The sequence below is a fragment of the Candidatus Bathyarchaeota archaeon genome (genome assembly GCA_026014725.1).
Lineage (GTDB): Archaea > Thermoproteota > Bathyarchaeia > Bathyarchaeales > Bathycorpusculaceae > Bathycorpusculum.
On record JAOZHV010000026.1, the window covers coordinates 193,490 to 210,233 of the forward strand.

20 protein-coding genes are annotated in these 16,744 nt (G+C 43.0%); 10 read left to right on the forward strand and 10 right to left on the reverse strand.

From position 1 onward, the window contains the following. Nucleotides 1-3: 3 nt before the first annotated feature. The 4 genes from NWE95_05085 to NWE95_05100 all read left to right on the forward strand — a co-directional run bounded on the left by NWE95_05085 (nt 4) and on the right by NWE95_05100 (nt 3,637). The gene (locus NWE95_05085; GenBank protein ID MCW4003272.1) at nt 4-720 is read left to right on the forward strand and encodes an ABC transporter ATP-binding protein; all 717 of its coding nucleotides are present in this window, start codon (nt 4-6) and stop codon (nt 718-720) included. Beyond that, nucleotides 717-2,021, forward strand: coding sequence for an ABC transporter permease (locus NWE95_05090; GenBank protein MCW4003273.1), 1,305 nt, complete (start codon nt 717-719; stop codon nt 2,019-2,021). Before NWE95_05085 ends, NWE95_05090 begins: the two co-directional genes overlap by 4 nt. Nucleotides 2,022-2,245: 224 nt before the next feature. After that, complete coding sequence (locus tag NWE95_05095; GenBank protein ID MCW4003274.1) at nt 2,246-2,695, forward strand: NUDIX hydrolase; 450 nt, start codon at nt 2,246-2,248, stop codon at nt 2,693-2,695. 105 nt (nt 2,696-2,800) lie between these two features. Then, nucleotides 2,801-3,637, forward strand: coding sequence for a hypothetical protein (locus NWE95_05100; GenBank protein ID MCW4003275.1), 837 nt, complete (start codon nt 2,801-2,803; stop codon nt 3,635-3,637). Here NWE95_05100 and NWE95_05105 read toward each other — a convergent pair. Next, a complete protein-coding gene (locus NWE95_05105) occupies nt 3,611-5,074 on the reverse strand; it encodes a DUF87 domain-containing protein (protein MCW4003276.1) in 1,464 nt (487 codons plus the stop codon). The genes NWE95_05100 and NWE95_05105 overlap by 27 nt on opposite strands. Beyond that, on the reverse strand, nt 5,071-6,147 hold the full coding sequence (locus NWE95_05110) for a hypothetical protein (protein MCW4003277.1): 1,077 nt from the start codon (nt 6,145-6,147) through the stop codon (nt 5,071-5,073). The genes NWE95_05105 and NWE95_05110 overlap by 4 nt, the downstream gene beginning before the upstream one ends. A gap of 90 nt (nt 6,148-6,237) precedes the next feature. On the opposite strand from NWE95_05110, the gene NWE95_05115 reads away from it, so the two are divergent. Then, entirely contained in the window at nt 6,238-6,645 is a 408-nt protein-coding gene (locus NWE95_05115) for a hypothetical protein (protein ID MCW4003278.1), read from the forward strand. A gap of 376 nt (nt 6,646-7,021) precedes the next feature. Further along, nucleotides 7,022-7,585, forward strand: coding sequence for a TATA-box-binding protein (locus NWE95_05120; GenBank protein ID MCW4003279.1), 564 nt, complete (start codon nt 7,022-7,024; stop codon nt 7,583-7,585). A gap of 3 nt (nt 7,586-7,588) precedes the next feature. Here the strand turns inward: NWE95_05120 and NWE95_05125 are convergent, their stop codons facing one another. Further along, entirely contained in the window at nt 7,589-8,293 is a 705-nt protein-coding gene (locus NWE95_05125) for a nucleotidyltransferase domain-containing protein (GenBank protein ID MCW4003280.1), read from the reverse strand. 80 nt (nt 8,294-8,373) lie between these two features. Here NWE95_05125 and NWE95_05130 point away from each other — a divergent pair, with 80 nt between their 5' ends. Beyond that, entirely contained in the window at nt 8,374-9,315 is a 942-nt protein-coding gene (locus NWE95_05130; protein MCW4003281.1) for a TIGR00269 family protein, read from the forward strand. An 8-nt stretch (nt 9,316-9,323) separates the two neighbouring features. On the opposite strand, the gene NWE95_05135 is transcribed toward NWE95_05130, so the two are convergent. Continuing rightward, nucleotides 9,324-9,509 carry a DUF1922 domain-containing protein gene (locus NWE95_05135; protein MCW4003282.1) on the reverse strand — a complete coding sequence of 62 codons (186 nt, stop codon included), beginning with the start codon at nt 9,507-9,509 and terminating at the stop codon, nt 9,324-9,326. Nucleotides 9,510-9,587: 78 nt separating this feature from the next. Between NWE95_05135 and NWE95_05140 the strand changes: the two genes are divergently transcribed. Next, nucleotides 9,588-9,941: a hypothetical protein gene (locus tag NWE95_05140; protein ID MCW4003283.1), complete on the forward strand. Its 354-nt coding sequence runs from the start codon at nt 9,588-9,590 to the stop codon at nt 9,939-9,941. Nucleotides 9,942-9,943: 2 nt separating this feature from the next. Here NWE95_05140 and NWE95_05145 read toward each other — a convergent pair whose 3' ends face one another. Then, nucleotides 9,944-10,525, reverse strand: a complete 582-nt coding sequence (locus NWE95_05145; GenBank protein MCW4003284.1) for an adenylate kinase family protein — start codon at nt 10,523-10,525, stop codon at nt 9,944-9,946. Nucleotides 10,526-10,609: 84 nt separating this feature from the next. Further along, the gene (locus NWE95_05150) at nt 10,610-10,894 is read right to left on the reverse strand and encodes an iron-sulfur cluster assembly protein (GenBank protein ID MCW4003285.1); all 285 of its coding nucleotides are present in this window, start codon (nt 10,892-10,894) and stop codon (nt 10,610-10,612) included. A 97-nt stretch (nt 10,895-10,991) separates the two neighbouring features. Here NWE95_05150 and NWE95_05155 point away from each other — a divergent pair, with 97 nt between their 5' ends. Continuing rightward, nucleotides 10,992-11,411 carry an HIT family protein gene (locus tag NWE95_05155; protein MCW4003286.1) on the forward strand — a complete coding sequence of 140 codons (420 nt, stop codon included), beginning with the start codon at nt 10,992-10,994 and terminating at the stop codon, nt 11,409-11,411. A 662-nt stretch (nt 11,412-12,073) separates the two neighbouring features. On the opposite strand, the gene NWE95_05160 is transcribed toward NWE95_05155, so the two are convergent. Continuing rightward, nucleotides 12,074-12,277: a hypothetical protein gene (locus tag NWE95_05160; GenBank protein MCW4003287.1), complete on the reverse strand. Its 204-nt coding sequence runs from the start codon at nt 12,275-12,277 to the stop codon at nt 12,074-12,076. 429 nt (nt 12,278-12,706) lie between these two features. Here NWE95_05160 and NWE95_05165 point away from each other — a divergent pair, with 429 nt between their 5' ends. Beyond that, nucleotides 12,707-13,414, forward strand: a complete 708-nt coding sequence (locus NWE95_05165) for a restriction endonuclease (protein MCW4003288.1) — start codon at nt 12,707-12,709, stop codon at nt 13,412-13,414. Here the strand turns inward: NWE95_05165 and NWE95_05170 are convergent. From NWE95_05170 to NWE95_05180, 3 genes are all read right to left on the reverse strand, one after another. Beyond that, nucleotides 13,397-15,274, reverse strand: a complete 1,878-nt coding sequence (locus tag NWE95_05170) for an ABC transporter permease (protein ID MCW4003289.1) — start codon at nt 15,272-15,274, stop codon at nt 13,397-13,399. The genes NWE95_05165 and NWE95_05170 overlap by 18 nt on opposite strands. After that, nucleotides 15,264-15,962 (reverse strand): ABC transporter ATP-binding protein, encoded by a 699-nt coding sequence (locus NWE95_05175; protein ID MCW4003290.1) that lies wholly within the window; start codon nt 15,960-15,962, stop codon nt 15,264-15,266. Before NWE95_05175 ends, NWE95_05170 begins: the two co-directional genes overlap by 11 nt. A 73-nt stretch (nt 15,963-16,035) precedes the next feature. Next, the gene (locus NWE95_05180) at nt 16,036-16,476 is read right to left on the reverse strand and encodes a hypothetical protein (GenBank protein MCW4003291.1); all 441 of its coding nucleotides are present in this window, start codon (nt 16,474-16,476) and stop codon (nt 16,036-16,038) included. Between the last annotated feature and the right edge of the window lie 268 nt (nt 16,477-16,744).

Consider the following 16,744-nt stretch of genomic DNA (forward strand, 5'->3'; position numbering starts at 1 on the left):
GAATTGAAGTTGAGTGAAGGAATGTTGGACAAAACTCCTGTGGTCGAGGCAATAGACGTAAAGAAAACTTACATGCTTGGGAAAATCCCAGTGGAAGCTCTAAGAGGCGTAAACTTGTGTGTTGATAGTGGTGACTTCGTCTCGATATTAGGGCCATCGGGGAGTGGCAAATCAACGATGCTAAACCTCGTTGGCGCTCTTGACAGACCAACTTCAGGTACCCTCTTGATTGACGGCGTTGATATTTGTAAGCTCAATGACGATCAGCTTGCTAACTTGAGGTTGAAAATTGGGTTTGTTTTCCAGTTTTTTAATTTAATTCCAAGGTTTACCGCCCGTGACAATGTTGAATTAGCGATGTCGATTGCCAACACGAGCAAGGCTCAGAGAAGAAAGCGCGCGGAAGAGCTTTTGGAAACCGTCGGCTTAAAAGACCGCATCAAGCATAAGCCCGCTGAGCTTAGCGGTGGGCAACAGCAACGTGTAGCAATCGCGCGTGCGTTGGCAAATAATCCCAAGTTCTTATTGCTTGATGAGCCCACTGGAAACGTTGACTCTAAAACCGCGGGCGAAGTTTTAGCGTTAATCAAAAAGCTCAACATTGAAGATAAGGTTAGCATAATCATGGTTACTCATGATCAGCGCTTGGCAAAAGAAGCGAGAAGAACCGTCCAAATGTTTGACGGCGTAATAACTTCTGATAAGGTGAATGGTCAATGAAAACTGTAGATATTCTCGGTTACTCTTTTAGTGCCATAAAACTCCGCAAACTTCGTGCAGCACTAACTACTCTCGGTGTCGTCATCGGGATCGCCGCCATAGTAGCCCTGCTATCTATCACTCAAGGTTTACAAGCAACCATAACTAACCAGCTTAATCAAGGGTTATCAGCCAACACGCTGATTGTTACAGCGGGTAGCAGCATTTTAGCCGGTGGAGGTGGGGGTGGTGGAGGCGCTGGTGGAGCTTTTGGCGGAAGCACTGATAATTCTGGGTTTAGGCTCTACGTTAACTATACCAGCGAGATAGAAGCGTTATCGCCGGATATAGTGGCAACTGCAGCTTTGATTTCGCGTAGTGGGTATGTTCAAACAGATAACCTCAACAGAACAGTAACCATTTACGGCGTAGACTTCGAGAAGTACTCGCAAGCGTACAGCACAACCTTTGTGGTTCAAGAAGGAACTATACCCTTAAGTCCTTCTGAGGATGAGGTAGTTGTTGGGACACGTGTTAATCAGCCTGGGCAAAACGGCACCATTTACTTCACTGCTGGCGATAGAATCAATGTTACATGGACAAACGCAACTGTACTGCCGCCAGTAAACCAATCATATACTGCAGATGTTTCAGGCGTACTCCAGCGAATCGGCGGTTTCGGTATCGGTGGTCCATCTGACACAGGCGTTTACATCCCTCTTGAGAAGGCTCAGAGTTTCTTTGGAACTGATCAGTGTGATATGATAATCGTTAAACTCAGCAGTAGCGATAACGCAACGATAACTAATGTTTCTAAAGCTATAACGGACTACTTTGGTGACCAAGTCTCTGTCATATCTTCAACTGCAGTGTTAAGCTTGCTTTCAAACATTTTCGGAACCATACAATTGTTCCTCGGCGGCATCGCAGCGATTTCCCTTTTAGTAGCAGGCATCGGAATAATGAACATAATGATAGTCTCGCTTATCGAGCGTACACGGGAAATAGGCATCCTCAAAGCATTAGGCATGAAAAGCAGAACCGTGCTGACAATATTCCTAGGCGAATCCGTAATTATCGGCTTAATCGGCGCTGTACTCGGCATAATCTCAGGCTGGGCATTATCAATCGTCACCGCAAGCGTTCTGTCTGCTGGCGGATTCTTTGGCAATCAAACATCATTCGCCATAACTCCGCTTCTTACACCCACTGTGATTATTGGCGCTTTAGGCTTTGGAGTTGGCGTTAGCGTAATCTTTGCTCTCTACCCAGCGTGGCGTGCGTCAAAGCTCAAACCAGTAGAAGCCTTAAGATACGAATAAAGGGGACATATTGTGATGAGTACCCTTTGTTCGAAATGCCCTTTTTTTCAGTTGCCACCTAAAATCAGACGCAAAAACTCAAGAAAAAGATGCCGCATAGAACCTCAAAGACAACTGCGAATCTACAAATGCAATGACTTCCCAAACCGCCTCTTAACCTTTTCAAAGCCTTCGGAGAAGCTTTAAGATACGAGTAGCATAAAGGGTATTAAGGAGCTTTCTGCTTGAAGAGACGCTTGTATCCTAAACAACCCATCGTAGGCGTCGGTGCAGTCATAGTTGACCGAGGCAAAATTGTTCTCATTAAACGAGGGAACGAGCCGAGCAAAGGAAAATGGACAATTCCCGGTGGACTTGTTGAGCTTGGAGAAAGCCTCGAAGAAACAGTCATTCGTGAAGCTCAAGAGGAAACCTGCCTAGAAGTAGTCAATCCTCGCTTAATTGATGTGGTTAATTACGTTGACTTGGATGCTCAGGGCGCCGTCAAATCTCATTACATAATAATCGATTATTTAGTAGAGGTCAAAAGCGGCACCATGAGGGCTGCAAGCGACGCCGCCGAACTGCAGTGGGTCCCTTTTGACGAAGTGGAAAGTTATGATTTAACAGCATCTTTTCGATTGTTTTTTAGAAACAACCGTGAAAAATTAGCGAAAATGAGTTCATACCGCTAAGAATATGCTTTTACGCTTTACTGATTGGGTGTTCCAGAGTTGGAACAAAATGTTCCGTAGGGAGAACTAAATATCGCTTGGCATGATTATTATTGGATGGGAACAATGAAAAAGGGAACTTACACCTTGGTGTTAAGCATTTTAGTTGCCTTTTTGGCTGGAACACAAACCATACAAGCGCAACATACTGCTGGTGATCAAGCGTTTATCCTTGCTTCGCCACTAACCATAACCTCTCCAGCCAACACCACTTACAGTTCAGGATTGGTAACACTGAACATAACAGTCAAAACAATGCTAAACCCAAGCACCTCAAACATAACAATGACGTACAGCATCAACGGAAAAACAAACACAACAATCAACACACAAACAACATTTGTGCCCATATGGGCAGAAATAACCTATGCTAACGGCACAAAAACCCAAGGCATCTCTATACAATCATACTACTTGATTTCGGCAATCGCAAATCTGCCAGAATTATCTGAAGGCTCACACAACATAACCGTGTACGCAAAATACGATTTTTCAGCAGACTCACGCCAAATTGGATTTGACGAAAAAACAGTCTACTTTACAGTAAACGACGGCAAGCCGCCGACCATATCAAACTTGTCGCTTGAAAGCAAAACCTACAGCCAAAACGCTTTGCCATTAAACTTTACCATTGATCAGCCAACTTCGTGGATAGGCTATTCGCTTGATGGAAAAGAGAACGTTACCATCACTGGAAACACAACCCTTACAGGAATAGCCAACGGACAACACAGTTTAACAGTCTACGCTAACGATACCGCTGGAAACATGGGCGTTTCTCAAACAGTAAACTTCACCGTAGCGCTACCTTTAGACTTAAGCTACGCGGTAGCTGGCACAACAATTATTGCAGTGGCTGTTTCGGTTATTCTCTTGTTAAGAATTAAGGTTAGAAAAGAATAGCCTAGTCTCACCCATCGTCTTAACGTCTAAAGCGCGCACGCGGGCAACGATTGGAAAATCCCTAACAACCTTACCCAAAGTTAAGCAATGATGAGGTGGCAAGTCACGTGCAATGCTGCGAACGGTTTCTGCATCCACGCGAGCGGCTCGGCTCACAACATCTAAATCGTGTTCATTTGTGAAGTTGAATAGGAATATGTTGTCGGCTTGGCGGTAGATGGTTTCTTGGATGGTGTCAGGCTGGTTAGTTATGAACGTCGTGAATATTCCGTAATGGCGCATGCGAGTCACGATATCATCCCAGTAAGTCTCACGCAGATACAAGTGGGCTTCCTCAGCAAACAAGAAAACTGCTTTGAGCTTCCAGCTTGAAAGAGAATCAACCAGTTTGCCCAAAACATATTCTACGACAATTTGGCGGTCAATGTTTGATGTGTTTTTTAAGTTAATGACTATAGCGCCGCCATGTTCCTTGGCTTTCAGCAAAGTCTCATCAAGGAGCGTTGCCTCACCAGGGCAGTCAGTGAAAAAACCCGAGTTAACAAACGAGTGAAAACGCGAAGCCAACGCGTCACGCACATGCTGATTACAATTTAAATCACGGATCGCCTCGCCAAGTTCCTGCATTGAAAGTTTTCCGCGCTCTTTGAGCGATTTCCAAAGACGCCTAAACTCACGCGCAGAAGTCCCAGGCAAATGCAGCGCATTTACGAGTATACCCATGACTGTGTTTAGGTGCAATTGCTCGAGCGCCACTTTGAAATTTTGCGAAGGCGTGAGCGCGTGAATTTTATCGTAGTAGATGTTTCTTTTGCCGTCGTTAGTCATGCCCAGACTCGTGTACTCGCCATTCAAGTCGAAGATAACAACGGTTGCTTTAAAGCCGACTAGGTTCACCATCAAGAGCTTGGAGAGATGAGATTTGCCGCAGCCCTTCTTGCCCGTAATAATGTTTAATGTGCCATCGATTGAGGAGGCATCAATGGTGAGAAGGGTGGAGTCTTTGGTTCCGCCTAGAATTATGGGTAGTGTGCCATCGACTTTTGCCAGCTTCATAAGCATTGGAATGGAGAGTTTCTTTATTGTGGATTGCGAGCGACTCGGCAACCAACTGCTACTTGGGCTTAGCATCTCGTTCTGCAATGTGGCGCGGATTTTACAAATTAACAGGCTTGCATCTTGAATGTAGGTTATGTGTGGAGCGATTTCCATGGGGTCGATGTCTTCGCCTTGAAGCGGTTCGCCACCATCTGGGAGCGTGCGCAATAACTCTTCAAGCACACCTGGTACTGCGGCGAATTGGGCATCAATTACTTGGGCGATTAGTGCTTTGCCCGCATCCGCGTCTTCAACAAGTAGGTAGTCGCCTTTTTCTGCGCTCTCCGTGGGAAAACTGATGACTTGCAGGATGTTGCCTTCTTTTTTGTAGAGTTTCATGCATAAGCCTCCCCGCTTCCGAATGGCCCAAAGAGGAGTTTGTGCATGTCTGGTCGGTTGATGATTTGGATGCCGTGTTTGCGTGTGAGGAAATGCTTGATGGCTAAGACCTCGTTGGCAGTGAACGTGCAAAGAATATGCGATAGCCTGAGTGTTTCGGGGTAGCTTTGGCTGTAGATGTCGTTGCCGAGAAGCCTTTGGATAGCTTCAATTCGCTGAGAAAAGTCAGTTTCTTTGTCTATATCCAATCTGAATGCAATGTTTGCCTTGTTGAGCCTTGCCACGTAAACTTCACCTAACAGAACTTGGGGAGGTTTAGAGCGTAAGCCCACTGTCTCTAGTAAGTATGGTGGTTCTTGTTTTGGAAGCTGTTCAGTTATGAGGACACCGTTGGCGCGTAGTGTGGTTGCTTTGGAGAACGCTAAAACGGTTGTGTTGTTTCTTCTTGCGTAGCTGAGGATTTCTTTTAGGCGTTGTGCAGGAGTTTCAGGAGTACCAGACGTTAGGGAACCGTCAAAGAGGAGTACACCGTTGTTTACGGTTTTTGCAAGCATGATTTGTAGCCAACGCTCCAGTAGACTGGCGAGTCTGAGGGGCATCTGCATGATGTTGGGAGCCGCTTGATGCATGCTACCGTAGGTTGTGCTAAAGTATGCCCGCTCAAGCGTATTGTAAAGTTGATTTTTGTTATCTTCAGTAATATGAAAAATGAAAGGTCCAAGCCGCGTGTATTTGTAGGTGCGGTTTTGCCGCCAAGTGGTTGCGCCCCTCACGGCGACTAACATGCCTGTGCTGGTTTCGCCGATTTTTATGGTTGAAGTGTCTATGGCGGCGATTATTGTTTCTTGGTGGTCGGGCTTTAGGGTGATTGGCTGTTGTTTGAGCTGGAGGTTGTGGGGGTATTGCTCGGTCGTGTTTAGTTGTTGAAATTGCTGGTTTAGCTGTAAGGGTTGCTGTTGGACTTGCTTGAGTGAGTAGAGGCTTTGTTCTAGAAAGCGTTGTGGGAGGATTGTGTCTATGGCGAGTTGTGGAAAATTATATTTGTTAGTAATTGTATATTGTTCAATCACCATGATTCACCAATATTCAATAAATCTAATGGTGAAATATTTAAATATTGTGCATGCGCATCTTGCACAATACAATATACAATAGGTGACAAATTGACAGATACCCCGCGAAACCAACCAATACGCGTAAAAATGAAAATAGGTGAAATTGAGTTCGAAATTGAAGCCCAACCAGACCAAATCCAAAGCACAGTCGATAAAATTCTATCCACTGTCACCGACCGCCTAAAAAACACTAACCTAAGCCAGATTGTGGAACGACCAGCACCACCGCCAAGAGCTGAAACTTGCAGAGGTGTAATCACAAAACTATGGGAAGAAAACTGGTTTGGCGAGCCAAAAAGTCTCGATGAAGTGCACAGTGAACTTGCACGACGCGGCTACCACTACGACCGAACCGCAGTCGCCCACGCGCTGGTTGATTTAGTCAAAGACAACGTGCTAACCCGCATCGGCAAACCACGTCGATACCAATATGCACAAAAAAGACCACCAACATAACTGCTTCTGATACTGACAACTGGTGATTGACTTCCATTTTTGCTATCTATATTTGCATCATATTAGGATATCCATGCAGAACCCTGAGGGTGGTAGGTTCTATTGGCGCTTTTTCAATCCCTTAGCATGCTGAAAAAACAGGCGCTTTAAATAGGTGGATAGGGGTAGCGACAGAGCAACAAATCTCGCGCATTTATATTATTTTAAGGTAAAGAAAAAACAAGGCTATAGCAATGGTTTTAGCTTAATGTCATGACCTTATTTGCATTATATTCAGCATGAAAAAGCAATCATTTTAGTGCTTAAAAGCCCCTTTATAAATAGATGATGTTATATACTCCCTATGTTATTTAAATAGGGAAAGCCGTGAGTTGACATGAGTAAACGAAAACCCATCATCAGCATTCAAAACATCGTAGCCTCAGTCTCACTTAACCAAAAAATAGACTTACAAAAAATAGTGGAGAAATTCCCACAAACAGAATACAACCCATCCGTTTTCCCAGGCTTAGTTTTCCGCCTCAAAAAACCCAAAACAGCTACCCTTATCTTCGGAACAGGCAAAATGGTCTGCACAGGCGCTAAATCTGAAAAAGAATCCCGAAGCGCCGTAGAAAAAGTCGTCAAAGAACTCCGAAGCGAAGGCATACAGATCACAGAAAAACCAATCGTAAACATCCAAAACATTGTCGCATCCGCGGAACTAGGCGGAGAAATCGACTTAGAAAGCTTAGTCTACAAACTCAGCCGCGTAATGTACGAACCTGAACAGTTCCCAGGCGCAGTCTACCGCATGGACGAACCAAAAGTCGTCTTTCTTATCTTCAGTGCAGGCAAACTCGTATGTGTCGGAGCCAAAAAAGAAGAACAAGTCTACGAGGCAGTCGACAAAATCCAACAGCTTCTCGAAGAAAAAGAGCTCATCTACTATCCATCCTAACCCTTATTTTCTTATCCTACGCCGAACCGCAGGATTGGCATCCGCCAACTTTTTTAGCGCCAATTCAAAAGTCTCATCCTGACCCAATTCTTTTTTGACAAATACACCCGTTCTGCCAACTTTATCACGCTTAGTTAGAGCATGAATTCTATCCAGCACCGTGTCAACCGTGATGCCTAAAACTTTAGCAACAATTTCTTCCCTGCCCATAATGCTACTTTCAACATGTCCAAACTCAGTCGGCTCCACAAGCATAAGCCGCTTATCTACACCAGCAACACGAACTCCGTTCTCAAGCTGACTCAAGTTTGCTTCGCCGCCAAACCTGTAAAATTCACGTTCAACCCTGCGCATTTCCATAAGCGGAAAAGACACGAATGTGTTCCCGTTAATTTCTATGTGTGCTTTCATTGCGTATGTTGGTGTAGCTTGAACAATCAAACGTGCATTGGCTTTGATTTTGGCATTTTGGAGAGCTGTTTCAACTAAGAAACTGCTTTGTATTTCAGGGATGAAAACGTCAACGTCACTGTTGCAGTTAACGTCGCCTCTTGCCACACTACCATGCACGATTGATTGCAAATGGAACACTTCTAAAGCCTTCATTACGTCAATGGCTTTTTCTCGAAGCGTCTTTAACAGTTCCCAATGCTTTTTGGTATAATTTACTTCTTTGTATTCTGCACGTTTAGTTGGTGCAACAGCCATCTTTTAACCCAACAAATCAAACATTTACAACTCACTCTTTATTTACCTTAACACACAAAACAAGTAATCTGTGAAAATTGATGGCGCAACAAATCTGCACGGCATGCAAAACACGGAAAGCATTCTACTATAGACCATACTCGGGGGAAACCCTGTGCAAAAAATGCTTCACCCAATCCATAGAAGCTAAAGTGCGCCAAACCATAACACGCTACCACATGCTCAAATTCAACGACCACTTAGCTGTGGCAGTTTCAGGCGGCAAAGACAGCTTAAGCTTACTGCATATTCTAGCAAAAATAAAACGTTATCGACCGAAAACAACCTTGACCGCTGTGATTGTGGATGAAGGCATCAAAGGCTATCGTGACGAAGCCTTAGAGATTGCCGTTGAAAACTGCAAAAAACTGCAAGTACCTTATCATGTGGTGTCGTTTAAGGAGCTTTATGGTTTTACGCTTGATGAGATTGTTCAGAAAATCCGCCAGAGCGGGCAAGCACGGTTAACTTCGTGTGCTTATTGCGGTGTTTTGCGACGAAGAGCCATAAACGTTGGTGCAAGACAGGTCTGTGCTGATAAGGTTGCTACTGCTCATACGCTTGATGATGAGGTGCAGACGTTTTTGATGAATATTTTTCGCGGTGATATTGCACGATTAGCGAAGGAAAAGCCAGTGACAAATGAGGTGCATCCGCTTTTAGTGCGTAAAATCAAGCCTTTTGTGGAGATTCCTGAAAAAGAAAGCGCGCTTTATGCTTATGTAAAACGGATTAGGTTTCAGAATGTTCCTTGTCCTTATGCTTCTGAAGCATTGCGTAATGACATTCGAGCTTTGCTGAATCTTATGGAGGATAAGCATGCTGGAACCAAGTTTACGGTTCTTCGGGCGATGGACCGTTTGCGTCCTGCACTTGAGGAAACTGCAAAAAATGAAGATTTCAAGACTTGTGTTGAGTGCGGTGAGCCATCAGCTTTGGATTTATGTAAAACGTGCGAGATGCTCAGGCTTGTTCGTGATTAACTAAACCCTTATTTATTTTTGAGTTTACGCAGCATTTCTGAAGCTTCAAAAGCGGAGTCTGCTGTCGCAATTTTTTGGGCACAAAGAAGGCTGACTTTGTTGTTGCAGTATGGGCAAGTTTTGGTTTTTTGGCTGTGTTTAGCCAGCATCAATTTGCCGCATTTGGGGCATTTTACAATGTGGGTTATTGGCATTTTTGCGGTTGCTTCCGAAAGGCTTTTCCACATACAAGTAGATAAGGATTAGTTAATTGGAAATAGGGAGCGAGCGCTGTGGCTAGTGAAGAAAAGGTTAGGTTCCGTTTGATGGATTTGGCCCTTCGATACTTCAAGAAGGAAGGATACAAGGTTAACGGTGAAGACGTTTATTTGGAAGGTCACAGTGGCGTGACTAGACATTTTGATTTGATTGTTCAGAAGGGGCGACTTGAGCAGGGTGTTTGGGTGCGTGATTGGAACCGCACGATTGGGGTTAATGTAATTATAACTTTAGATACAGCTTCTGAGGATGTGGACCTGTCCAGTCCAATAATGATTGGAGAGAAATTTAGTGACCATGCCAAATCGTATTCGAATCGGCGTAAGATTACTCTGTTAACCAAGCAGAAGTTGGGCAGTTTTCGTTGAGTTTAGGCTTTTAGGTATTGTTCGGTTATTCCTTCGCGCTCAAGCATGCTTATCCAGTCGATGTGGCCGCTGTAGCATTTTTTGCGTTTCTCTAAGACATCTATGATTTCGTTAACGATTTGGTCTGTTGTTTTCTCTGTGGTATCTATTTCGCAGACTTTGCCTTTTTGATTTTCGAGCGCTTCGATTAGGCATGCGTCGAGGATTTCAGCACTTAGGTTTTCCCAAAGCTTTTGTTTTTCGAATCCGCAGTTTTGCATTTGTTGTTTTAAGTGCTTTGGATTTTTGCGCAGAACGAACACGTGGGTTGTTTGGTTTTGTGGTGTGACTGCAGCTGCGTAGTGTCCATCAATGATTACATCAACGTTTTCGAGGGAATCTATTGTTTTCGCGAGTTTTGTCTTCATTGCTTTTTCATCAATTATGGTGGTTTTGCGTTCTTTGTCTTCACCTATTGTTAGATTGTTTTCTTTAGCGTATTTTGTAAGGTTGATGTAGTGCGCGTTTAGTTTTTGTGCAAGCTGTTTTGCAGTGGTTGTTTTCCCTGTGCATGGTGTGCCTGTGATTAGGATTACACGTTTCATAGGGGATTGTTGGTAGGTGTGGTAGTTATCAGTTATGCTTTTTTAAAAGAGGTAAAATGAAAAGAATAGTGCTTAACGGGCATATTACTTGTTTGTCATTTCGTTGATTTGTTGCTCCATCGCATGTCCACGACATAAGATTGTGGCTTTTTGCACACCTGGCACTTTTTTTGCTGCTTCCCGTAAGTCGACGGCTAGTTTGAAAGCTATTGGACAAAATGGGCTTGTTGGAACGAATTCAACAGTTACGTTGCCGGGTGTTGTTTCTTTTACGCTAAGAATCATTTGCATTTCTTCGAAGGTTTGACCAGTTTCTGGGTCTTGCACGTTGCCGACTGCTTTGCGGACTTGGTCTTCTAATTCGGTCATTTCTTTAGCCTCAAGCATGTGGTGAAAGAAATATGAAGAGGATAGCATATAAACTGATTGATGGAAGTTGAGTTGCGGCGATTTAGCGGTGATATGATTGGTCTTTGATGATTCCTGTATCTTCTGTAAAATCGTGCAAAAACAGGCGCACTCAAGCGTAATCTATGAAGATGAGGCAGTGATGGCTTTTCTTGATATTCGACCGCTAAATCTTGGCCACACTTTAGTTATCCCTAAAATTCACTATGCAGATATTTTTGATGTCCCAGAGGAACTATTGAGCCGTATCTACGAAATTACTAAACTGGTTTCTTCCGCCGTCAAAAAAGCAACAAAGGCGGATGGCATAAGCATCATCCAACAAAACGGTAAAGCAGCAGGGCAAGACATTTTTCATCTACATGTGCATGTGGTTCCACGGTTTGAGGGGCAGGTACTGCCGCATTTTAGCGACCTAAAAGTGGTTGAGCGCTCAAAACTTGAAGACATGGCAAAAAAAGTCAGACAGCACCTATAAACTATCCATTTTTGTTGCTCTGCCATAGACCTATCCCCCTATTTAAAGGCGGATTTTTCAACATGTTTTGTGGACACAAAACCTTCAAAAGCACTCACTTTATAGGTTTAATTTATCGAAACTCGGCGAACCTTATATATCCATGCGTCAGAGACAACGTATGGGTATTTTGCGCGAAGTTATGACGTGGATAATGGGTTGACCGTTAGGCTTTTTCAGTTAATTAGTGCTCATTTACAAGTTTTTAAATGTTGACTTTGTTGTTTTTCTCAAGTTTGCTTTTTGATTATTCATTGAATTGCTGCTTTTCTATGCTGGTTGGTTTTGTAAATGAAGCGAAAAATTCTCGAATGGTCAATTTTAACATTAAAAAGTTAAAAAAACTCTTAGTATAGACTGTTGAAATTAATGGAAATAGTGCACTAAACTTGTTTTTGCTTAACCGTGCCACTCCGACTTACGAAGTCGCGCTTGTTGAAAAATCTGCTTTGGAAAACGGCGACTTTCAACGGGGAAACAATAGACAGCTATTCCAAAAAGCACTAATTCCACACTTTTAAAACAGGTTGTAAAAAATGAAGGCGAATAAAAACCTCGTGGGGTATGTAAGCTTTTTTATAGAAACCATCACCCGAAGGTGCAATTAGCAAGTATCCCCTTGTTCAAGCCTCAACAGTTGGCAAAAAATACTTAACGTTTCCGCAACCCTTGCAGATAACAGCTATTCCTAAAAAATCAATCTCTATCTGTTCGGCTATGTCGTGGCACTTCTTGCAAGGTTTGCCTTTTAATAGATTAAGTTTTAGCGTATCAGCGCAATACATGAGCACATCGGGATCGTCTTGTTTTTCTCGTCTTAGTGTCATAAAAAAATAGTAGTGATGATGTTTTTTTAAGATTTTGCCTGTTCTTTTCTACTTGTAAACGCAGGCGGTGGTTAAGTTTCCGTAAGGCTTGGTACTTTTCAGCTCTGCGTCTTGCTTGGTAGCTTACCAAGCCATCACATGAAGGCAAAGAAGCAGCTTGTAATTATGCGGGGCAATCGTCACAGGGCAAAGTTGGTTTTTGCAATAGCGTAAGTGGGTTTCCAGAAAGCATTATACTAAAAACTCATTAAATATTTGAACGGATAATGTTAGAAAGACTGATGGCATTAAATCGTTTAGGGCTTTCAAAAATGTGTTTGGTTGATGCTTTCGTATACCATTTAAGAAGATTAACATATGAAATGGTCTTTTTGAGTATTGCTGGTAAATTTTTTGAGCCATTTATGCCAATTTATAGGAGAAGATTTCGTGAGTATTGAGAGGAATTTGGCAATTTCGTTGCTTAAACTTTCCAAGGAAGGGTCTGTTTTAATTGAAAGTGTCAAAAATGATGCTAAGATTCCAACAGCCAGTATGTTGAAAATGCTTGGAAGATTGCAAAATGAGGGGCTTGTTTATTTCAAACAGGACACCATTAACGTTGAAACGGATGGCAGGCTTAAACTGGCCGTTAAGGCAGTGTCTTTAGGTGCAGATGTTGAAAGCATTAGCCGTTTTCTTTGTTGGCAAGAGTTTGAGGCAATTGCAGCGTTGGCATTAAGAAACAATGGGTATGTGGTGCAAAATAACGTGCGGTTTAAGTATGGCGGACGGCGTTGGGAGATTGATGTGGTGGGTTGCAGGAAGCCTTTAGTTGTATGTGTTGATTGCAAGCACTGGCAACGGGCATTGTCACCATCAGCCCTGAAGAGAACTGTTAACGCTCAGGTGGAGAGAACCAAAGCGTTAGCCGATTCATTACCAAACATTGCTCTAAATCTTGAGTGTACTAAATGGGGCAAGGCTAAGTTTTTGCCTGCTATGCTTTCTCTTGTTCCTTGTGTCTTCAAGTTTTATGATAACGTTCCAGTGGTTGCTGTTCTTCAGCTTCAGGATTTCTTACATCAGTTGCCTGCATACGTTGAAACATTAAAGTTCTTTCCAAAATCCTTCAATCCGTTAGGTCATGATTTTTAGGATTGAGGTTTTAGATAGCCTGAAGGCTGGAATAAGGCTGAAAAGAAACATGCTGATTAAGGCTGAAGCTAGCCAAACTGCAATAACAAGCACTGTAGTGGTTGTCACTAGCGGATTAGTCATTAAAATAAGCAAAGTAATAATGATTCCGAACGATATTCCAACCCCAAAGCTTGAAAGCAGAACGATCCCGCTTTGAATGGCTGAAACATTAATGATTATTCGTGGTTTAGCGCCAACAGCTCGCAATATGGCGAATTCTTGGTGTTGCTCATCCACAGAGAGCATCATATACCCAACAAGACAAAAGGCGGCTGATGCCAGTGTGAACAGTGGCAAAAGCAAGATTGTTTGCCAAGATGAGGAAAGAAATGCCGTGTTCTGAGCAACTAAATCATTTAAGTCAAAGGCTTCTAAGTTTGAATCTGTAGCTTGAATTGTATTTCTTATCTGTGTAAGGGCTGTCTCGAGGTCTGCTGAGTCGGCTATCTTGACTATTAGCAGGTTAGGGCTTGAAATTTGTGTTACGTTCATCAGTTTCTGAATTGGGACATAAGTAACAAAGCCGTTGTTTATTGGGTCAATACAAACCCCTACGATGCGGAAAGTGGTGTTTTGGAGTTTTATGCTTTCAAGCAATGGGTCTGCGAGTACTACGTACTTGCTGGGATGTGGCGAGTATAGTTTTTGAGAAATAGAATCGCCAATAACCGCTTCCAAATCACCGCTATCACACAAAAATCTGCCCTTTACCGACCAGTCACTGGCAAGTTCTTCTGGATCAACGCCTATTACGATTGATTCGCCTTTTCGGCTGTCACCGACAGGTAAAGTGTTTTTGGTTTCTGGGTCAATAGTGAAGTTGCCAACCTCCTGGACATACTCAAACAATATTAGCCGTGAATCAACGAAATTCACAGTCGGCAAAGCATTCAATGTTTCTATTAGTGAGTTGGAGATGCCAAGGTTTGGGTCAGCATAGTTGAAAGCTCCTGTTTCATGGGCGCCTGAAAACTTTGTAAGTAACAGTTTGTACTGGGTTGCCATGCTACTATGCGCTATGGCGATTGTATTTTTATCCACGGTTTTTTGGACCCATGAAGTTGTGGTGTCATTGGCAACTATACCTCCACAAATTGAAACAGTGAGCAAAATAAAAACTATCGAAAGTAAAACCACAATTCTAATGCTTGCTGATTGACGACGAAACAGGCTTCTTAATGCGATGCGCCAAGTTATTCCCCGTCTTGAGAGAGGCTTGTGCTTGGTTGCTGTGGTTATGCCATAGTAATTTACAGGTGAAAGAGCACTTATTGCTGACATTCTTGATGCTTTTAGAATGGGGTTTAAGCCGAAGATAAGTGCAAGAGCAAAAAAAGCCGCAAATACTACTGGAGCAAACCAGAAGTTAGGCAAAGAGTAACCTGAAAAAACGAGATTAGCCATTGCAAAATCTGCTAGAAAGCCAAAAGCGATACCTAAAACGCACCCGAGAACAGTTATTGTTAAAAGTTCAGTCATAAAATAACCGCCCACAAGGCTGTTTGGGCAACCAGCAGCCTTAATTAAACCAAAATCACGGATTCTCTGCGCCATCATCAAAAAAACAATAAAGGAAGATAGTACTGCTCCGACTGCAAAAATCAAAACGCCGATGAATAGGAGGAATTGTTGAAAGATAGCAGCCAAACCCCATGTTAGTGTGCCTGTTGCCGAGGAGATACCTAAACCCAAACGACTACCAAAAAGCAAAAGAAACAGTGTAGATGCCACGCTTAATGTTAAAGTTACAAGTGTGAGGCTTGTTTGAAGCCTACGACGAAATAAATCGTTAAGTGAAAAATTAGCCCTAATGCTCATTCTCACTCGCCAATTTGCCATCTTCTAGACATAAAACTTGGTCTGCAAGCTTTCGGATTTGCTCATCATGCGTTGAAACAATAACTGTCTTGCCCTCGGACTTCAACAACTGAAGCACTTGCACAATTTTTTGAGCATTCTTTGCATCCAAATTACCCGTTGGCTCATCCGCTAAAATTAAATCAGGGTCATTTGCTAATGCCCTTGCAAATGCCACCCGTTGCTGTTCGCCGCCACTTAGTTGAGATGGGAAATGGTTTGCTCGATGCTCCAAACCAACTGTTTTTAGTAGTTCTTCAACGCTTTGCTGTATGTGTTTGGGCGGTTTTTGCGTCCATTCCATTGGAAAAGCCACGTTCTCGGCTACTGTTAAGGTTGATACAAGATTGTAGGCTTGAAACACAAAACCTACACAGTTACAGCGAAAATCAGAAAGGAAGTCCTCATCTTTATTTGTCAAGTCTTCACCTGCCACAAAAATTCGCCCCGCTGTTGCCCTGTCGAGTCCGCCGATAATGTTGAGCAACGTTGTTTTGCCTGAACCTGAAGGACCACATAGCACAACGAATTGTGCGTTAGGTATCTGCAAGTTTATGTCGTTTAGAACTTTGATTTTTGCGTCTCCTAAGGGATAGATTTTGCTGAGCTTTTCTGTTAGAACAATTAACTCGGCTTCTTTTTCAGTCATCTTTCTTATACCTGCATTGTCAGTAGCCAAGTTGTCTTTTAAGAAATAAAGTTTGAGGTACGTTCCTTTACTGCTACTGAGGCTCAACATAACAGTTTGCTATATTCAAGTTGCCGCGGTCGCGTTTGAGAATCCTGACTTTCTCTGGAACCTTACCCTTCTCCCAATCCACCCAGCTAATTTCTCTAAAGAGCCATCTCTTACCCAAATGTGCTGCAACTACTGCATGTTTATTTTCTTTGCCTGAAGGAATGAACTGGTCCAGAAACTGGAAGAGCTTATCAATTTGCGGCTTAGGAAAATATGCATAGTAGCTGGCGTTTTTCACTTCGAAAGCGTATAAGTGCTGGCCTCTGCGTGCCATGACATCTGGTAGCGGGTTGAGGCTGGGGTTGCTTACCGGCACGCGGACAGCATTGTAGCCGTTTTTCTGCAACAGTTTGACTAGTACGGTTTCACTGTAGAAGCCCCGTTTGCGCCAGCGTCTAAGTTTTATTTTATCAATTTCTTTCAACCAATCTGCCTCAAGTGTTTGCTATATTGCAAGTTTTGAGATAAAAATTGTTCCTCAAAACGCTGTAAAAAGTGTGTCTGGGAGATGCTTCAGTATACGACAAATTTGGTTGGTGAGAGTGGAGAGGGCTGGTGACGATAACAATTATGAGTAATACTGATACAACGATAATCACCAATAACGGAACAACCAACATTCAATCACTCAAAATATCGCCAGTTTAGACTACATCAAGCACATCAAAACAACCGCTAACCCCCAAAGGCAC